This is a genomic window from uncultured Flavonifractor sp. (assembly GCF_944387675.1).
GTDB lineage: Bacteria > Bacillota > Clostridia > Oscillospirales > Oscillospiraceae > Flavonifractor.
On record NZ_CALXFV010000056.1, the window covers coordinates 1 to 14,370 of the forward strand.

11 protein-coding genes and 1 pseudogene are annotated in these 14,370 nt (G+C 64.3%); 4 read left to right on the forward strand and 8 right to left on the reverse strand.

The window, feature by feature from the left end:
- The 4 genes from nifJ to Q0J74_RS06730 form a co-directional block, all read left to right on the forward strand.
- Positions 1-2,502 (forward strand): pyruvate:ferredoxin (flavodoxin) oxidoreductase (gene nifJ, locus Q0J74_RS06715; protein ID WP_297212508.1); only part of this gene is annotated, 2,502 nt, incomplete at its 5' end.
- A 236-nt stretch (positions 2,503-2,738) separates the two neighbouring features.
- A complete protein-coding gene (locus tag Q0J74_RS06720; protein WP_297212510.1) occupies positions 2,739-3,368 on the forward strand; it encodes a peptidoglycan recognition protein family protein in 630 nt (209 codons plus the stop codon).
- A gap of 64 nt (positions 3,369-3,432) precedes the next feature.
- Positions 3,433-3,558 carry a hypothetical protein gene (locus tag Q0J74_RS06725; RefSeq protein WP_297212513.1) on the forward strand — a complete coding sequence of 42 codons (126 nt, stop codon included), beginning with the start codon at positions 3,433-3,435 and terminating at the stop codon, positions 3,556-3,558.
- A 27-nt stretch (positions 3,559-3,585) separates the two neighbouring features.
- Positions 3,586-6,267, forward strand: coding sequence for a hypothetical protein (locus tag Q0J74_RS06730; protein WP_297212516.1), 2,682 nt, complete (start codon positions 3,586-3,588; stop codon positions 6,265-6,267).
- 101 nt (positions 6,268-6,368) lie between these two features.
- Here Q0J74_RS06730 and Q0J74_RS06735 read toward each other — a convergent pair whose 3' ends face one another.
- From Q0J74_RS06735 to Q0J74_RS06770, 8 genes and pseudogenes are all read right to left on the reverse strand, one after another.
- Positions 6,369-7,448 carry a hypothetical protein gene (locus Q0J74_RS06735; RefSeq protein WP_297212519.1) on the reverse strand — a complete coding sequence of 360 codons (1,080 nt, stop codon included), beginning with the start codon at positions 7,446-7,448 and terminating at the stop codon, positions 6,369-6,371.
- A complete protein-coding gene (locus Q0J74_RS06740; protein WP_297212522.1) occupies positions 7,445-7,918 on the reverse strand; it encodes an RNA polymerase sigma factor in 474 nt (157 codons plus the stop codon). The genes Q0J74_RS06735 and Q0J74_RS06740 overlap by 4 nt, the downstream gene beginning before the upstream one ends.
- A gap of 92 nt (positions 7,919-8,010) precedes the next feature.
- A complete protein-coding gene (gene tsaA, locus Q0J74_RS06745) occupies positions 8,011-8,685 on the reverse strand; it encodes a tRNA (N6-threonylcarbamoyladenosine(37)-N6)-methyltransferase TrmO (RefSeq protein WP_297212523.1) in 675 nt (224 codons plus the stop codon).
- Positions 8,682-11,306 carry a translation factor GTPase family protein gene (locus Q0J74_RS06750; RefSeq protein WP_297212526.1) on the reverse strand — a complete coding sequence of 875 codons (2,625 nt, stop codon included), beginning with the start codon at positions 11,304-11,306 and terminating at the stop codon, positions 8,682-8,684. Before Q0J74_RS06750 ends, tsaA begins: the two co-directional genes overlap by 4 nt.
- A 107-nt stretch (positions 11,307-11,413) precedes the next feature.
- Positions 11,414-12,865 carry a 4-hydroxyphenylacetate 3-hydroxylase family protein gene (locus Q0J74_RS06755; protein ID WP_297212529.1) on the reverse strand — a complete coding sequence of 484 codons (1,452 nt, stop codon included), beginning with the start codon at positions 12,863-12,865 and terminating at the stop codon, positions 11,414-11,416.
- 103 nt (positions 12,866-12,968) lie between these two features.
- Positions 12,969-13,577: a hypothetical protein gene (locus Q0J74_RS06760; RefSeq protein ID WP_297212532.1), complete on the reverse strand. Its 609-nt coding sequence runs from the start codon at positions 13,575-13,577 to the stop codon at positions 12,969-12,971.
- On the reverse strand, positions 13,562-14,077 hold the full coding sequence (locus Q0J74_RS06765) for an NAD(P)H-dependent oxidoreductase (RefSeq protein ID WP_297212535.1): 516 nt from the start codon (positions 14,075-14,077) through the stop codon (positions 13,562-13,564). Before Q0J74_RS06765 ends, Q0J74_RS06760 begins: the two co-directional genes overlap by 16 nt.
- A gap of 36 nt (positions 14,078-14,113) precedes the next feature.
- Positions 14,114-14,370, reverse strand: a pseudogene (locus tag Q0J74_RS06770) (hypothetical protein); the annotation flags it as partial.

The following is a 14,370-nucleotide window of genomic DNA, read 5'->3' on the forward strand; positions in this document are numbered from 1 at the left end:
ACCATCATCGGCGGCCGCTACGGCCTGGGTTCCAAGGACACCCCGCCCAGCAACGTGTTCGCCGTGTATGAGGAGCTGACCAAGGCCCAGCCCAAGCGTCAGTTCACCGTGGGCATTGTGGACGATGTGACCTTCACCTCCCTGGAGGAGAAGCCCTCCCCCAACACCGCGGCTCCCGGCACCATCGAGTGCAAGTTCTGGGGCCTGGGCGGCGACGGCACCGTGGGCGCCAACAAGAACTCCATCAAGATCATCGGCGACCACACCGACAAGTATGTCCAGGCGTACTTCCAGTACGACTCCAAGAAGACCGGCGGCGTGACCATCAGCCACCTGCGCTTCGGCGACCAGCCCATCCGCGCCCCCTATTACATCAACAAGGCCGACTTCGTGGCCTGCCACGTTCCCGCCTACATTGTCAAGGGCTTCCCCATGGTCCGTGACGTGAAGGACGGCGGCATCTTCCTCATCAACTGCCAGTGGAGCGATGAGGAGCTGGATCACCACATGCCCGCCGCCGCCAAGCGCTACATTGCCGAGCACAACATCCAGGTCTACACCATCAACGCCATTGATCTGGCCATTGAGATCGGCATGGGCAAGCGCACCAACACCATCCTCCAGTCCGCCTTCTTCGCCCTGGCCAAGGTGATGCCCGAGGCCGAGGCCATCGGCTACATGAAGGATGCCGCCACCCACTCCTACCTGAAGAAGGGCCAGGACGTGGTGGATATGAACCACAAGGCCATTGACACCGGCGCCACCGCCTTCCACAAGTTCGAGGTTCCCGCCAGCTGGGCCACCGCCGAGGACAAGCCCGCCGAGGACAACCTGTCCGGCAACGCCGACACCGTGAAGATGGTGAAGGACATCATGGAGCCCGTGGGCCGCATGGACGGTGACAGCCTGCCCGTGTCCGCCTTTGCCGACGGCCATGAGGACGGCACCTTCTACCAGGGCGCCGCTGCCTATGAGAAGCGGGGCGTGGCCGTTACCGTGCCTGAGTGGGATTCCGCCAAGTGCATCCAGTGCAACCAGTGCTCCTACGTCTGCCCCCACGCCACCATCCGGCCCTTCGCCCTCACCGAGGCCGAGGCCGCTGCCGCGCCCGCTCAGTCCAAGATTGTGGACATCAAGGCCGGCAAGGGCAAGGGCGTGTACAAGTTCGCTCTGGCCGTCAGCCCGCTGGACTGCATGGGCTGCACCGTGTGCGTCAGCGTCTGCCCGGTGAAGGCCCTGACCATGGTGCCTCAGGAGTCCCAGGCCGCCCAGCAGGAGGTCTTCGACTACATGGTGGCCAAGGTGGCCCCCAAGGCCGACGTGGAGGACACCACCTCCGTCAAGGGCAGCCAGTTCAAGCAGCCCCTGCTGGAGTTCTCCGGCTCCTGCGCCGGCTGTGCCGAGACCGCCTATGCCCGCCTGATTACCCAGGTGTGCGGCGAGCGGATGTATGTCTCCAACGCCACCGGCTGCTCCTCCATCTGGGGCGGCCCGGCTGCCACCTCTCCCTACACCGTGAACAAGGAAGGCAAGGGTCCCACCTGGGCCAACTCCCTGTTCGAGGATAACGCCGAGCACGGCCTGGGCCTGTATCTGGGCCAGAAGGCCATCCGGGACCGGCTGGCCGACCAGACCCGCGCCCTGATCGCCATTGACTATGTGGACGAGGGCATTGCCGCAGCTGCTCAGAAGTGGCTGGACACCATGGATGACGGTGTGGCCAACGGCGAAGCTGCCAAGGCCTACATTGCCGCCATGGAGGGCCACAAGGCCCAGGGCGAGGGCTGCACCTGCGACGCCTGCAAGCTGGTGCGTGAGATCCTGAAGGAGAAGGAGTACCTGAACAAGAAGTCCGTGTGGATCTTCGGCGGCGACGGCTGGGCCTACGACATCGGCTACGGCGGTCTGGATCACGTCATCGCCTCCGGTGAGGACGTCAACATCTTCGTCTTCGACACCGAGGTGTACTCCAACACCGGCGGACAGGCCTCCAAGTCCTCCAACATCGGCCAGGTGGCCCAGTTTGCCGCCGCCGGTAAGACCCAGCCCAAGAAGAGCCTGGCTGAGATCGCCATGCAGTACGGCTACGTCTACGTGGCTCAGATTGCCATGGGCGCCAACCCCAACCAGACCCTGAAGGCCATCACCGAGGCCGAGGCCTATCACGGACCCTCTCTGGTTATCGGCTACGCCCCCTGCGAGATGCACTCCATCAAGGGCGGCATGGCCAACTGCCAGCAGGAGATGAAGAAGGCCGTGGACTGCGGCTACTGGAACCTGTTCCGGTACAACCCCGCTCTGAAGGCCGAGGGCAAGAACCCCTTCACCCTGGACTCCAAGGCCCCTGCCGGCGGCTATCAGGAGTTCCTGATGAACGAGGCCCGCTACTCCTCCTTGACCCGTGCCTTCCCCGAGCGCGCCAAGGAGCTCTTCGCCCGCAACGAAGAGGCTGCCAAGGAGCGTTGGGAGCACCTGACCCGTCTGGTGGAGCTGTACAAGTAAGTTATATCTGCAAGGAGCCCGGGCAAACGCCCGGGCTCCACTTTTTTAGGCGCCGTTTCCCCACGCCGCAGATGAGTTTCCGCCGGCAGGAACAAAAAAGGGACCGATCCCGTTCCGGCCGCGTGTTTAACCCGCCCAAGGTCCCGCCGGGGGAGGATCGTAAGAAATCTGTAAAACACGGGGTGGGGGAATCCTGTTATAATAGGGGAGACACCAAGCGTAAGGAGGCCCCTGCCATGCCCGCACACACCCCAACCCGCCGCCGGCGGCGGAGCAAGCACCGCCGGCCTCCCCTGATTCCGGTTCTTCTGCTGCTGGTGGCGGTGCTGGCGGCGGTAAAGTGGGCGGTCCCCTTGGTTCCGCGGCAGGCGGCGGCCCGGCAGGTCCCCGACTGGATCACCGTGGAGCTGCTGCCGGTCAACCCCTACTCCCGGCCCGGCACGGCCCTGGAGCGGGTCAACGGGGTGGTCATCCACTATGTGGGAAACCCCGGCACCACGGCGGAACAGAACCACAGCTATTTTGAAAATCTGGCCCAGACTGGGGAGACTTACGCCAGCAGCCACTTCCTCATCGGCCTGGAGGGCGAAATTCTCCAAAATGTCCCCCTGGAGGAGATTGCCTACTGCTCCAATGAGCGCAATGAGGACACCATCTCCATCGAGTGCTGCCATCCGGACGACAGCGGGACCTTTACCCAGGCCACCTATGACGCCCTGGTGCGGCTCACCCGCTGGCTGATGGAGGCCTATGACCTGGATACCAGCCAGGTTATCCGCCACTACGACGTGACGGGCAAGCTCTGCCCCAAGTCCTTTGTGGAGCACCCGGAGGAGTGGGCGGCCTTTTTGGAAGCGCTTGAATAGTCCGGTTTATAGGACTATGATTGTGATATCCTGTACCCAAACCAAGGGAAAGGAGCGGGGCAGGATGGACTATGAGATTCGGTATGTGGCCGGGCATGTGGAGGTATACGACCAGGCGGGGCGGTTCTGCTGCTCCGGGGACACGGAGGGAGAGGCGCTGGCGGAGCTGGCGTCCCTCCCGGCGGCATAGCGGGGGGCCGGCACAGGGAGGAGAGGCATGTACGATCTGCGGGGAATTCTGATCCAGCTTCAGGATTGGTATTCGCCCCTGTCCGCGGCGGAGCGGGGGGCGGTGGTGTGCTTTTATCACAAGCTGGAGGAGTTGGAGGAGGGGGCAGACCCCCTCTTCGCCATGTGGCGCAGGGAGCTGGCCTTTACCTATGGGGAGCTGGATGTCCGGCTGAGCCAGAATGCCCGGCTGCGCCCCAGGGAGCTGGGGCGGCAGTACGGTCTGACCGGCGGGGCGGTGGAACTGTCCCGGCTGGTACAGAGTATCCAGAGCTTTTACAGTGTGCTGATCAAATACATCGCCTATCAGCTGGTGCGGGAAGTGCGCCCCGCTCCGGCGGCGGACCTGCGGGAGATTTTGTCCGGGTCGGCCTTCCGGGCGCTGGGGGTGCGCAACTACTGCGGGGACGACTGGTATGCCTGGCTGCTGCGGTACTGGGACGGGGAGGTGGAGGATTGCTGCCGCACCCTCTGGCAGGTGCTGGAAGAACAGAACCGGGTGACCGGTGCGGCGGAGTTTGCCTGCGCCTTCCGGCCCGACAGCCTGAAGCGCATTTACGAGACGGTGATGCCCCGGGACATTCGCCACGCCCTGGGGGAGTATTATACCCCGGACTGGCTGGCGGCCTGCACCCTCCAGCTGGCCCTGGACGCCGCCGGCAGCCGGGCGGCGGCACTGCGCTTTTTGGACCCCACCTGCGGCGCCGGCACCTTTCTGGCCGGCGCCATACGGGCTGTCCGGGATACGGCGGCGTACGGCCGGGTGAGGCCGGGCCAGGTGGCCGGCTTTGACATCAACTCCCTGGCGGTGCTGACGGCCAAGGCCGCCTACCTGGCCGCCATGCTGGACCAACTGGGGGCAGAGGGAGAGGTGGATCTCCCCATCTACCGCTACGACGTGCTCAACATCCCCCAGATCCGGGGGGAGATGCTGTGGATTGACACCAACTGTGAGCTGCTCTGTCCCGTTCCCCTTTCGGTCTGCCGGGCGCTGCTGACGGGTCCCAGACCCTTCTGCCCGGAGGAGCTGCTCACCCTGCTGGCGGAGGCGGCGGCTGAGCACCCGGCATGCGCCGCCCTGTGGGAGCAACTGTCGGCCTGGGGGGCGGACAACCGGCGCATCCTCGCCGCCATCCTCCTCGACCGCATCCACGGCCACGGGCTGGGACGGGCGGACATTGTGGCGGGCAACCCTCCCTGGGTGAACTGGGAGTACCTGCCCCAGGGATACAGAGACAAGTCCCAGCACCTCTGGGCATCCTACGGCCTGTTCCGGCCCCAGGGCCGCAAGCTCCGCTTTCTCAAGGAGGACATCTCCAGCCTGATTACCTGTGCGGTGATCGACCGCTTTCTGGCCGACGGGGGGTATTTGAGCTTCCTCCTCCGCCAGACTCTGTTCAAGTCCGCCCAGAACGGCACCGGCTTCCGCCGCTTCCGGCTGGAGGGGAGCGGCATCCCCTTCCGGGTGGTGCGGGTGGAGGATCTGGGCCGGATCAAGCCCTTCGAGGGGACCGGCGGCCGGACCGCCCTGGTGCTCATCCGCCGCAACGAAGAGCAGCGCTTCCCCGTCCCCTACTTCTGCTGGCGGCGGCGGAAGGGCTTCCTCCAGGCCACCCGGCGGCCTGACGCCACCGCCCAAACCATCCTGTCCGCCGTGGACCGGGAGGAGATGGTGGCCCTTCCGGCGAATCGGGAGGACCCCTCCTCCATCTGGGTGAGCACTCCGCCGCCCCTGGCCGCCCTTACCGGCGCCCTGCTGGGCAGCAACCCCTACCAGGCCCGGACGGGGGTGTTTACCGGGGGCGCCAACGGGGTGTACTGGCTGGACATCCTCCAAAAGGCCGGTCCACACACCCTCCAGGTCCGCAACCTGGTGGGCCGGGCCAGACGGAAGGTGGCGCAGACGGAGACCCGGCTGGAGGACACCTTTCTTTACCCCCTGGTGCAGGGCAGCGACATCGCCCCCTGGCGTGTGAGCAGCAGCTCCTACCTCCTGCTCCCCCACACCCAAGCGGGGAAAATGTGGCCGGTGGAGCAGGACGTGCTCCAGGCTCAGGCCCCTCTGACCTACCGCTACCTGCTCTCCTTCCGGGCTGACCTGGACGCCCGGAAGGGCTTTGCCGGTTGGGAACGGGAGATCCAGGCCAGCCGGTTTTACGCCGTTCTCCGGGTGGGGACGTATACCTTCTCCCGGTACAAGGTGGCCTGGCGCTACATTGCCCAGACGTTTCTCACCGCGGTCATCACCCCTGTCCGGGACCCCTTCCTGGGGGAGCGGCTGCGAATCCCCAACGAAAAGGTGATGTATGTGGGGACCGACTGCCGGGAGGAGGCGTTTTACCTCTGCGGTGTGCTCAGCGCCACCCCCGTGCGCTACTGCATCCAGTGCTATATGAATCCCACCAGCATCTCCACCCACGTGCTGGACAAGCTGCGCATTCCCCCCTACGACCCGTCTAGTCCTCTCCACCGGCACATTGCCGCCCTGTGCCAGGCGGGCCATCAGGCCGGCGGTCCCACCCGTTCCCTTCAGACCCGGCTGGATCAGGCCGTCTGCACCCTGTACGGATTGCCCCCTGAGGTGCCGCAGCTGCTCCGCCCCGCCGGCAAAGACCCCGGCTTGCAATCAGATCCGCCTGGACAAAAGCAGGTTCCAGCCGCTTTCCCCTGAAAGGGGTACAGCTGGAACCTGCTTTTTGAATGGAGGGAGCCCCATGGACGGAAGCAGGGCATAGTTTGCCGGGGATGAGGCCGGCGCATTTTTCTTTGCGGCTACTCCAGGGAAATGACCCAGTCCAGGTCCCCGTAGGTGACGGAATCCCGGGCGCGGACAGTGCCGCCCCCCGGTCCGTCCCATCGGGCGTCATACTCGTAGAAGAGCTGGACGGCGCCGATTTCCACCGCTGCGATGGGTTCCTCCACCCAGCTTGGGGCGGCGGCCAGCTGGACGTTCACCTGGCCGGAGGTGAAGCTGCGGAAACCCTCCCCGGCGTCGGGGTAGCGCCTGCCCGAGCCCCCCACAAAGGTGACTTGGTGGTGAAACAGGGAGGCCCCCGTCAGCAGCAGTCCCGCCTCGTTCTCCAGCCGGTGGGCGTACAGGGACAGCTGCCGCCCATCCTCACTGACCAGAACAGTCACCGTCCCCTGGTCAAAGCCCCGGCTGTCCGACCAGGCCGCCTGAGCCTCCGCCGGGGTGAGGGCCAGGGTTCCGGCGCGGGTCTCCATCCCATCCAAATCCACCAGCTGGTAGGTCAGTTCCGCCGGCACCTCCTCCGGCAGGCGGTAGGTGAAGGCCATATGGACCCTGGACTGGTAGCCCGCCTGCTTCCAGGCCAGCTCCGGTCCGCAGTCCAGCCCGGCCAGGGACATCCAGCTCCGGCCCTGGGCCGCGAAGCCGTCGTAGGGCAGCCAGGCGGAGTAGGCGGTATCCCCCTGCTCCAGGGGGACGTCTCCGGCGTATACCCGCAGCTCCCGGGTCACCGCCGCGAGGGACTCCTCCTCCGGACTGACCAGGTAAAGCTCCAGCAGCAGATATTCCCCCTGGCTCACCCCGTCCAGTTGGCACAGCCAGTCTCCCTCGGTCCACTCATCGGCCTGCTCCACCACCAGGACCGGCCCGGCGGCTGCCCCCACGCCGGTGAAGTAGCGTACCACCCACTGAAACCCGGCGGCCAGGGCCTGATAATTGGCTGCTCCCAGCACTACCGCCAGGCAGAGCGCCGCCGCCGCCAGCCGCCGGACCGGGACCCGCCGCCGGGCGGAGTGCGCCCCCGCCGCCGCCAGGGTGTCCTCCGCCAGGGCGGGGCCGGGCCGGGCTTTGTCAAAAAGGTCCCGATAGATCTGCTCCGTCATGCTTCTTCCGCTCCTTTCCATGCGTCCCGCAGCAGCGCCCGTCCCCGGGAGAGCTGGCTGCGGACGGTGTTGGGGCTGCGGCCCAGAATGGCCGCGATCTCTCCGGTGTCGTAGCCCTCGTAATAATAGAGGTGGAGCACCGCCCGGTATTTTTCCGGCAGCCCCTCCAGCAGGGCCAGCAGCTCCCCCTCTTCCCGGCTTTGGGCGGGGATGGTCTCGGACAGGGCCACCGTGTGCCGCCGCCAGAAGGAGCGGTGGAGCTTTTTGCAGCAGTTCACCGTCACCCGCAGCAGCCAGGCTTTCCGGTGCTCCTCCTCCCGGAACGCCGGGGCGGCCCGGAGGTAGCGGAGAAAGACCTCCTGAAACACGTCCTCGGCATCGTGTCCGCTGTGGGTCTGGGCCAGAGCCAGGCGGTACACCATGTCTCCGTATCGCTCCATCGCCTGCCGCAAATTCCTTGTCTCGTCCATGTCCTCACCCCTTTCACCCCTAACATCCCTGAGAGGGCGGTTTTGTTGCGCGGAAGGCAAAAAAACCGGGCGGCCCATCCGGCCGCCCGGCGCTATTTGATCCACTGGACGTGGAGTGCATCCCCCTCCACAGTAAAGCCCACCTCCAGTCCGGCGAAGGCCATACCGTACACCCGGCTGGAATCATGCTGGTAAGAGGGGCGGGGGTCCCGGGACAACACTCCGATGAGGGCCTGCCGCTTCTCCGCCGGCACCTGGTCCAGCAGCTCCGGGGGAACATCCACCTTCAGCACCTTGCCCCCCGCGTTGCCGGTAAAGCCCCCCAGGGCCTCCGGATGGGCATCGGCATAGGGGAGATAGGGCTTGATGTCCAGAATGGGGGTGCCGTCCATGAGATCCGCCCCCGACACCACCAGCACATGGCCCAGCGTCCTGTCCTTCTCAATCCCCTCCAGGCGTACACAGGACAGGCCGATGGGATTGGGCCGGAAGGGGGAGCGGGTGGCGAACACCCCCATCCGGGCGTTGCCCCCCAGCCGGGGGGGCCGCACCGTGGGGGACCAGGTCTCCCGCACCGCCTGGGAAAACTGCCAGATGAGCCAGATGTGAGAGAACTCCTCCAGCCCCCGCAGGGCGTCGGGGTTGCGGTACTCCGGTTCAAACACCACCGTGGCCCGCAGCGCCTCCACCAGCCCGCTCTGCCGGGGGATGCCGAACTTGGTGGGGAAGTCGCTGCGGATGGTGGCGATGACATGCATGGGGATCATTTCCGTTCCTCCTGTGCCTTTTTCAGGGCGGCCTCCACCGGACGGGAGGGGACGGGCTTGTTGATCTGCCGGATCAGGGCCGCGATCTGTCCGGCCACCCCCTCCACCTCCGCCTTGAAGGCGGTGGCCGACAGCCGCAGGGCGCCGTGGCCCAGAATGATGAGCTGCTCGGCCCCGTCGGAGGTGGCTACCCGCACCCGGTGGTGCTTTCCGATTTCATAGGTGGCCCGCTCAATATAGGTGTCGGCGGTCTCCGCCTCTTTGGTATATACAACATAAATATTGTGGTATTTATATACGTCCTGGGTTGCTCTGGGGACCTTATAAGCGTCAAATACCAGGATCACCACGTCCTTTTGGACCCCCTGGTAGTTGCTCAAGACGTCCATCAGCATCTGCCGGGCGGCGTCCAGGTTGGTCTGGGCGGCCTGCTTCAGCTCCTCCCAGGCGTAGATGAGGTTGTAGCCGTCCACCAGCAGGTACCCCGGCTCCTGGCTCCGGGCCTGTACGCTGTATTTCCGGTCGTCCAGACTGGTGCGGGCGGGCTTGGGGGGCGGGGCGAAGGCCCGGCGCTCCACCTTGCCATAGGTCCGCTCAAAAATAGCCAGCAGCTCCTTGTCCTGCTCCAGGGACAGGCCCCGGTCCGCCGGGCGGGTCCGGGGGGAGAGAGGGCCGGCCTCCGCCGGAGGCTGCCCCTCCAGGGTCAGGCCGCTGGAGACGTGGGCCATCTCCTTCACCTGGTCCCACTTCACGTTGTACCCCGCCCCGTGGGCGCAGAACACCGAGCCGGTGGGATTGTCCACATCCCGCTCCGGGTCGTAGCCCGCGGCCTCCACCGCAGTCTGCTGGTCGTGGCAGGGGAAATAGCCCGTTAAGGCGCAGCTCAGCCGGCCCAGGCCCCGGGTGTAGGCGGCCACCTCCTGACCGTAATCCCGCAGCCCCGCCACCGGGGCCGTCCCGGTGAGGACGGCGAGCTCTCCCGCCGCCTCCGGCGGCTGGCAGTCACCCCCCATTCGCTGAAGGTCGGTCATGGCCCGGCCCACCTGAGAGGCGGGTACCTCCAGCCGGAAGGAGTACCAGGGCTCCAGCAGAATGCTCTCCGCCTCCATCAGACCCTGGCGCACCGCCCGGTAAGTGGCCTGGCGGAAATCTCCCCCCTCGGTGTGTTTCAGGTGGCTCCGGCCCGCCAGCAGAGTGATTTTCACATCGGTGAGGGGGGAGCCGGTGAGCACCCCCGGGTGGGTCCGCTCCGCCAGGTGGGTGAGCACCAGCCGCTGCCAGTTCCGCTCCAGCACCTCCTCCGGGCAGGCGGTGGCCAGAGTGATGCCGCTGCCACGCGCTCCCGGCTCCAGCAGCAGGTGGACCTCGGCGTAGTGGCGCAGAGGCTCGTAGTGGCCCACCCCGATCACCGGGGCCGCGATGGTCTCCCGATAGACAATGCCCCCCTGGCCAAAGGATACCGCCATGCCGAACCGCTCCCCAATCAGCCGCTGGAGGATCTCCAGCTGGACCTGACCCATGAGCTGGATGTGGAGCTCCCCCAGCCGCTCATTCCATACCAGGTGGAGCTGGGGGTCCTCCTCCTCCAGCTGGCGCAGCTTTTGCAGGGCGGTCACCGGGTCCTGCCCCTCCGGCAGGAGCACCTGATAGGTGAGCACCGGCTCCAGGGCGGGGGGCGCCCCCTCCGCCTCAAAGCCCAGACCCTGGCCCGCGGCGGCGGCGGACAGGCCGGTGACCGCCACCACGCTCCCCGCCGGGGCCAGCTCGGTCAGCTGGAACTTCCGCCCGGAGTATATCCGCAGCTGGTCCGCCTTCTCCTGCCAGCCAGGTCCCTCCAACAGGGCCTTTACCTTCAGGCTGCCGCCGGTGATCTTCATCCAGGCCAGCCGCGTCCCCTGCTCATCCCGAGAGATTTTGAAGATCCGGGCGCCGAAGCCGCCGCCGTACACCGGCCGGGGGGCGTACCGCTCCAGCCCGTGGAGGAGGTCCCCCACCCCATCCAGCTTCAAAGCCGAGCCAAACCAGCAGGGGAAGAGCTTCCGCCGGGCGATGAGGGCGGTGAGGGCGGCGTCGGACACCGCCCCGGTGTCCAGATAGTCCTCCAGCAGGCCCTCATCGCACAAGGCGGCCTGCTCATACAGGGCGGCCTGGTCCCGGAAGTCGGCGCAGCCCTCGTCCAGCTGTTTCTTCAGCTGCGCCAGCAGCGCCCCCCGGTCCGCCCCCGCCAGGTCCATTTTGTTCACAAAGAGGAAGGTGGGGACGCCGTACCGCGCCAGCAGCCGCCACAGGGTGTGGGTGTGGCCCTGCACCCCGTCGCTGCCGCTCACTACCAGGATGGCACAGTCCAGCACCGACAGGGTGCGCTCCATCTCGGCGGAAAAGTCCACGTGGCCGGGGGTGTCCAGCAGGGTGAACTCCACCGTCTCCAGGGGGAGCACGGCCTGCTTGGAGAAGATGGTAATGCCCCGCTCCTTCTCCATGGGGTCGGTGTCCAGAAAGGCGTCTCCGTGGTCCACCCGCCCCAGTTTTTTCAGCCGCCCGCAGGTGTAGAGCAGCCCCTCGGTCAGGGTGGTCTTTCCCGCGTCCACGTGGGCCAGAATGCCCACCACCAGTTTATCCATAGCCGACTTCCTTTAACAAAGATGTACTTCAGTATACCATGTTTCCCCCGCCGGGGCAACGAAAAGCCGGCCCCCGCCCCCGGGAAGTCCGGGGCGGGGGCCGCTGCTTATGCCTGAATATGGGCCAGCTTTTTGGCCAGGGCCTTTTTCATCTCCAGGTTGCCCTGGCGGGCGATCATGATCCGCTGCGCCTGGGGGGAGCCGGCGCCATGCATGGATTCGGTGCGGTAGCCCACCGCAGCGGTACCCAGGCACAGATTTTCAATCAGCCGCAGGATCCGCAGCCGATCCTCCGTGCGTACTCCGGGGACAGCCCGCAGGTATTTGTCAATTACCGGCCCCAGTCTGGGGTCTCGGAAATCGGCCTCCGAAGGGGCGGTAACCATCAGCCCTCCGGCAATATCCTCCGCCAGGCGGACAATCTCATAGGGGAAGCGGGTGACATTCTGCTTGCACACGTTGGCCAGCAGCAGATCAATGATGTAGTTGCCGCTGGCGGTGGGGTGGCCCTCCGCCGAGCAGGCGATGCCGCAGCAGTACAGTGTCTCATTCAGGTGGGTCATCTCAATAAGTTTGTCCTTGATGTGAGAGGCCTTGGCACAGCCGTTATAGTCGGCGGCCACAGCGGCGGCCCCGATGAGCACATCTCCCACGCCCACCTTGCACCCGCCGTAGCTCTGCCGGTGATAGCCGGCAAACCGCTCCACCAGCATCCCGGCAAATTCCGTCTCCCCGTTGAGGAAGATCCGCTCGTTGGGAACAAACACATTGTCGAAAATCACCAGGGCCTCCACGCCCCCAAATTCGCTGTTGCCTACGTCCAGCTCGCCGCCCTCCAGCTTCCGGGTGTCGCAGCTCTGCCGGCCGATAATCATATAAATCCCTTCGGCGTCCGCCGGTACGGCGAAGGACACCGCGTAGTCCTTGTCCTCCGGCCCCATGGAGATGGTGGGCATGACAATGATCTCGTGGCTGTTCAAAGCGCCGGTTTGATGGGCCTTGGCCCCCCGGACCACGATGCCGTCGGGGCGGCGCTCCGCCACATGGAGAAACAGGTCGGGATCGGCCTGGGCGTGGGGAGCCTTGGAACGGTCCCCCTTCGGATCGGTCATGGCCCCATCCACCGTCAGATCGTGCTCCTGGACATAGGTGGCAAACTTCTTGAAGTTCTCATGATAATGGGTGCCGTATTTCCCATCGGTCTCATAGGTGGTGGAATAGACGGCGTTGAAGGCGTCCATCCCCACGCACCGCTGAAAGCAGGCCGCCGTCTGCTGTCCCAGCAGGCGCTGCATCTTGACCTTTTTCACCAGGTCCTCGGTGGACTGGTGGATATGGGTAAAACGGTTGACTCGTTCCCCCGTCAGACCAGAGCGGGCGGTCATCAGGTCCTGATACTCCGGCAGTTGGGCCAGGTCGTAGGTCATGCGTACGCTGTTGAGGGAGGGACGGAGAATAGGATCGTCCACGGGGGAGTCAATCTTTTTGCCGAACAGGTAGACCTGCATATTCAGCCTGCGGATGCTTTCTATATACTGCTCACCGGTCATAAGCGCCATAACAGCGGACCTTCCTTTCTCTGGAATCAGATGGGGACTGTGGACATGGGAATGCGCCTTGTCAGGCGGAAGAAAGCGGGGGCTGCCCCGAAGGGCGGAGAAATTACCCCTGCTCGATTTTCATGGTCTGCATCTCCTCCTTGGAGACGCCGTACTTTTTCCCATATTCCGTCCAGTAGCGGGCGGATGCCTTCAGAAACAGGGACTTGGTCAGGGGCATGGTGGTGTGGAAAGCGGCGTACTTTGCCCGCTCCACCGAGCGAGCGAAGGAGCGGATGCCCCTGGCCGCCAGAAAGCGGAAAGGCGTGTCCAAAATAGCCTCCCCGCCCCCGATTTTCAGCACGGAGCCGAAGGGATAGCCATTCTGTCTGCAAAACAGAGCCAGCATCTCCACCGCCAGGTCATTCTGGGTGTATTCCAGAAAGCCGCAGTTGATGAGCACGGACACGGTGGGCTTGTTCTGAGGGGGCTGCTTCTCCAAGTCTTTGAGAAAGTTCAGCAGAGTGACGGGCAGACCGTCCACATACAGGGGAAAGACAAAAACCAACTGGGAGTAGGCCCCTACCTTGGCACAGAGGGCCTGATGGTTGGCCTTGGTGATATCGCAGTAGTCCGTAGGGGTTTTGCAGCTGTCGGAAAACAGGTGGGCATACCGCTTGGAGTTGGATCTGGGCGCCCTGGGGCTGCCGTTGAGGATCAGAATGCTTCCCATTTTGCCACCTCGCTCCTCACCAGGTCCGTTACCTCCTCCTCGGTGGAAAACAGCACCTGGACGTGGTTGAAATTCATATTCCGGGCATTCCGAGCCGCCAGACGCAGGAAGAGTGCCTGCTCCTCCTGAGAATGGGCGCCGTACCCCACAATCAGGGCCTGCTTGGCAGTTACCGCCCGCTGAATGTGGTGGGTTTCCCCGTCCAACAGACGAATAAAAGCCTGTTGAACGGGGATGGACCGCTCCAGCATGGTTTTCATTACGGTGTCGTATCCGCCGTACTTGATCCGGCTGACATAGAGTACGGCGTCGCTCTGGGCGATGAGAGGATAAACCTTCACCGCGTCGTCCCGAATAACGCAGCGGCCCGGCGTCTTGGTCCAGCAGCCGAAGCAGCCCACACAGTTGTGGATGTTCAGGGCGGAGAGGTCAATCAGCTTGATCCGAAGAGGATCATTTACCGTAAGGTCAAGGTGCCGGTCACTTAAGATCAGTTTCATCTTGTCTGTTCTTCTCCTTGTTGATGGAATTGGGGGTCAGAGATCGGCCCGTTCCAGCAAGGCCACCGTCTCAACGGTTCTAAGTTTGTCCAGAAAAATAGATTTCGTTTCGAGACCGTCAAAGAAAACAGGAAATTTAAAATATACTGCCTTTAAAATACGACCATCTTTCTGTACTTCGTCAAAAATCTCAACTTTTTCAAGAATAGTGTTCATTGTTTTCGGTAAAATGAAAATGTAGCAAAGGCTACCCAAAAAGTGAGCACCCCAATGGCAAATAAAAATGAGCCATT

Bases quoted from the DNA above. Each gene is read 5' to 3' on its own strand.
- Q0J74_RS06720 (WP_297212510.1), top strand. From the start codon at position 2,739: ATGCCCGCACACACCCCAACCCGCCGCCGGCGGCGGAGCAAGCACCGC.
- Q0J74_RS06725 (WP_297212513.1), top strand. From the start codon at position 3,433: ATGGACTATGAGATTCGGTATGTGGCCGGGCATGTGGAGGTATACGAC.
- Q0J74_RS06730 (WP_297212516.1), top strand. From the start codon at position 3,586: ATGTACGATCTGCGGGGAATTCTGATCCAGCTTCAGGATTGGTATTCG.
- Q0J74_RS06735 (WP_297212519.1), bottom strand. From the start codon at position 7,448: ATGACGGAGCAGATCTATCGGGACCTTTTTGACAAAGCCCGGCCCGGC.
- Q0J74_RS06740 (WP_297212522.1), bottom strand. From the start codon at position 7,918: ATGGACGAGACAAGGAATTTGCGGCAGGCGATGGAGCGATACGGAGAC.
- tsaA (WP_297212523.1), bottom strand. From the start codon at position 8,685: ATGATCCCCATGCATGTCATCGCCACCATCCGCAGCGACTTCCCCACC.
- Q0J74_RS06750 (WP_297212526.1), bottom strand. From the start codon at position 11,306: ATGGATAAACTGGTGGTGGGCATTCTGGCCCACGTGGACGCGGGAAAG.
- Q0J74_RS06755 (WP_297212529.1), bottom strand. From the start codon at position 12,865: ATGGCGCTTATGACCGGTGAGCAGTATATAGAAAGCATCCGCAGGCTG.
- Q0J74_RS06760 (WP_297212532.1), bottom strand. From the start codon at position 13,577: ATGGGAAGCATTCTGATCCTCAACGGCAGCCCCAGGGCGCCCAGATCC.
- Q0J74_RS06765 (WP_297212535.1), bottom strand. From the start codon at position 14,077: ATGAAACTGATCTTAAGTGACCGGCACCTTGACCTTACGGTAAATGAT.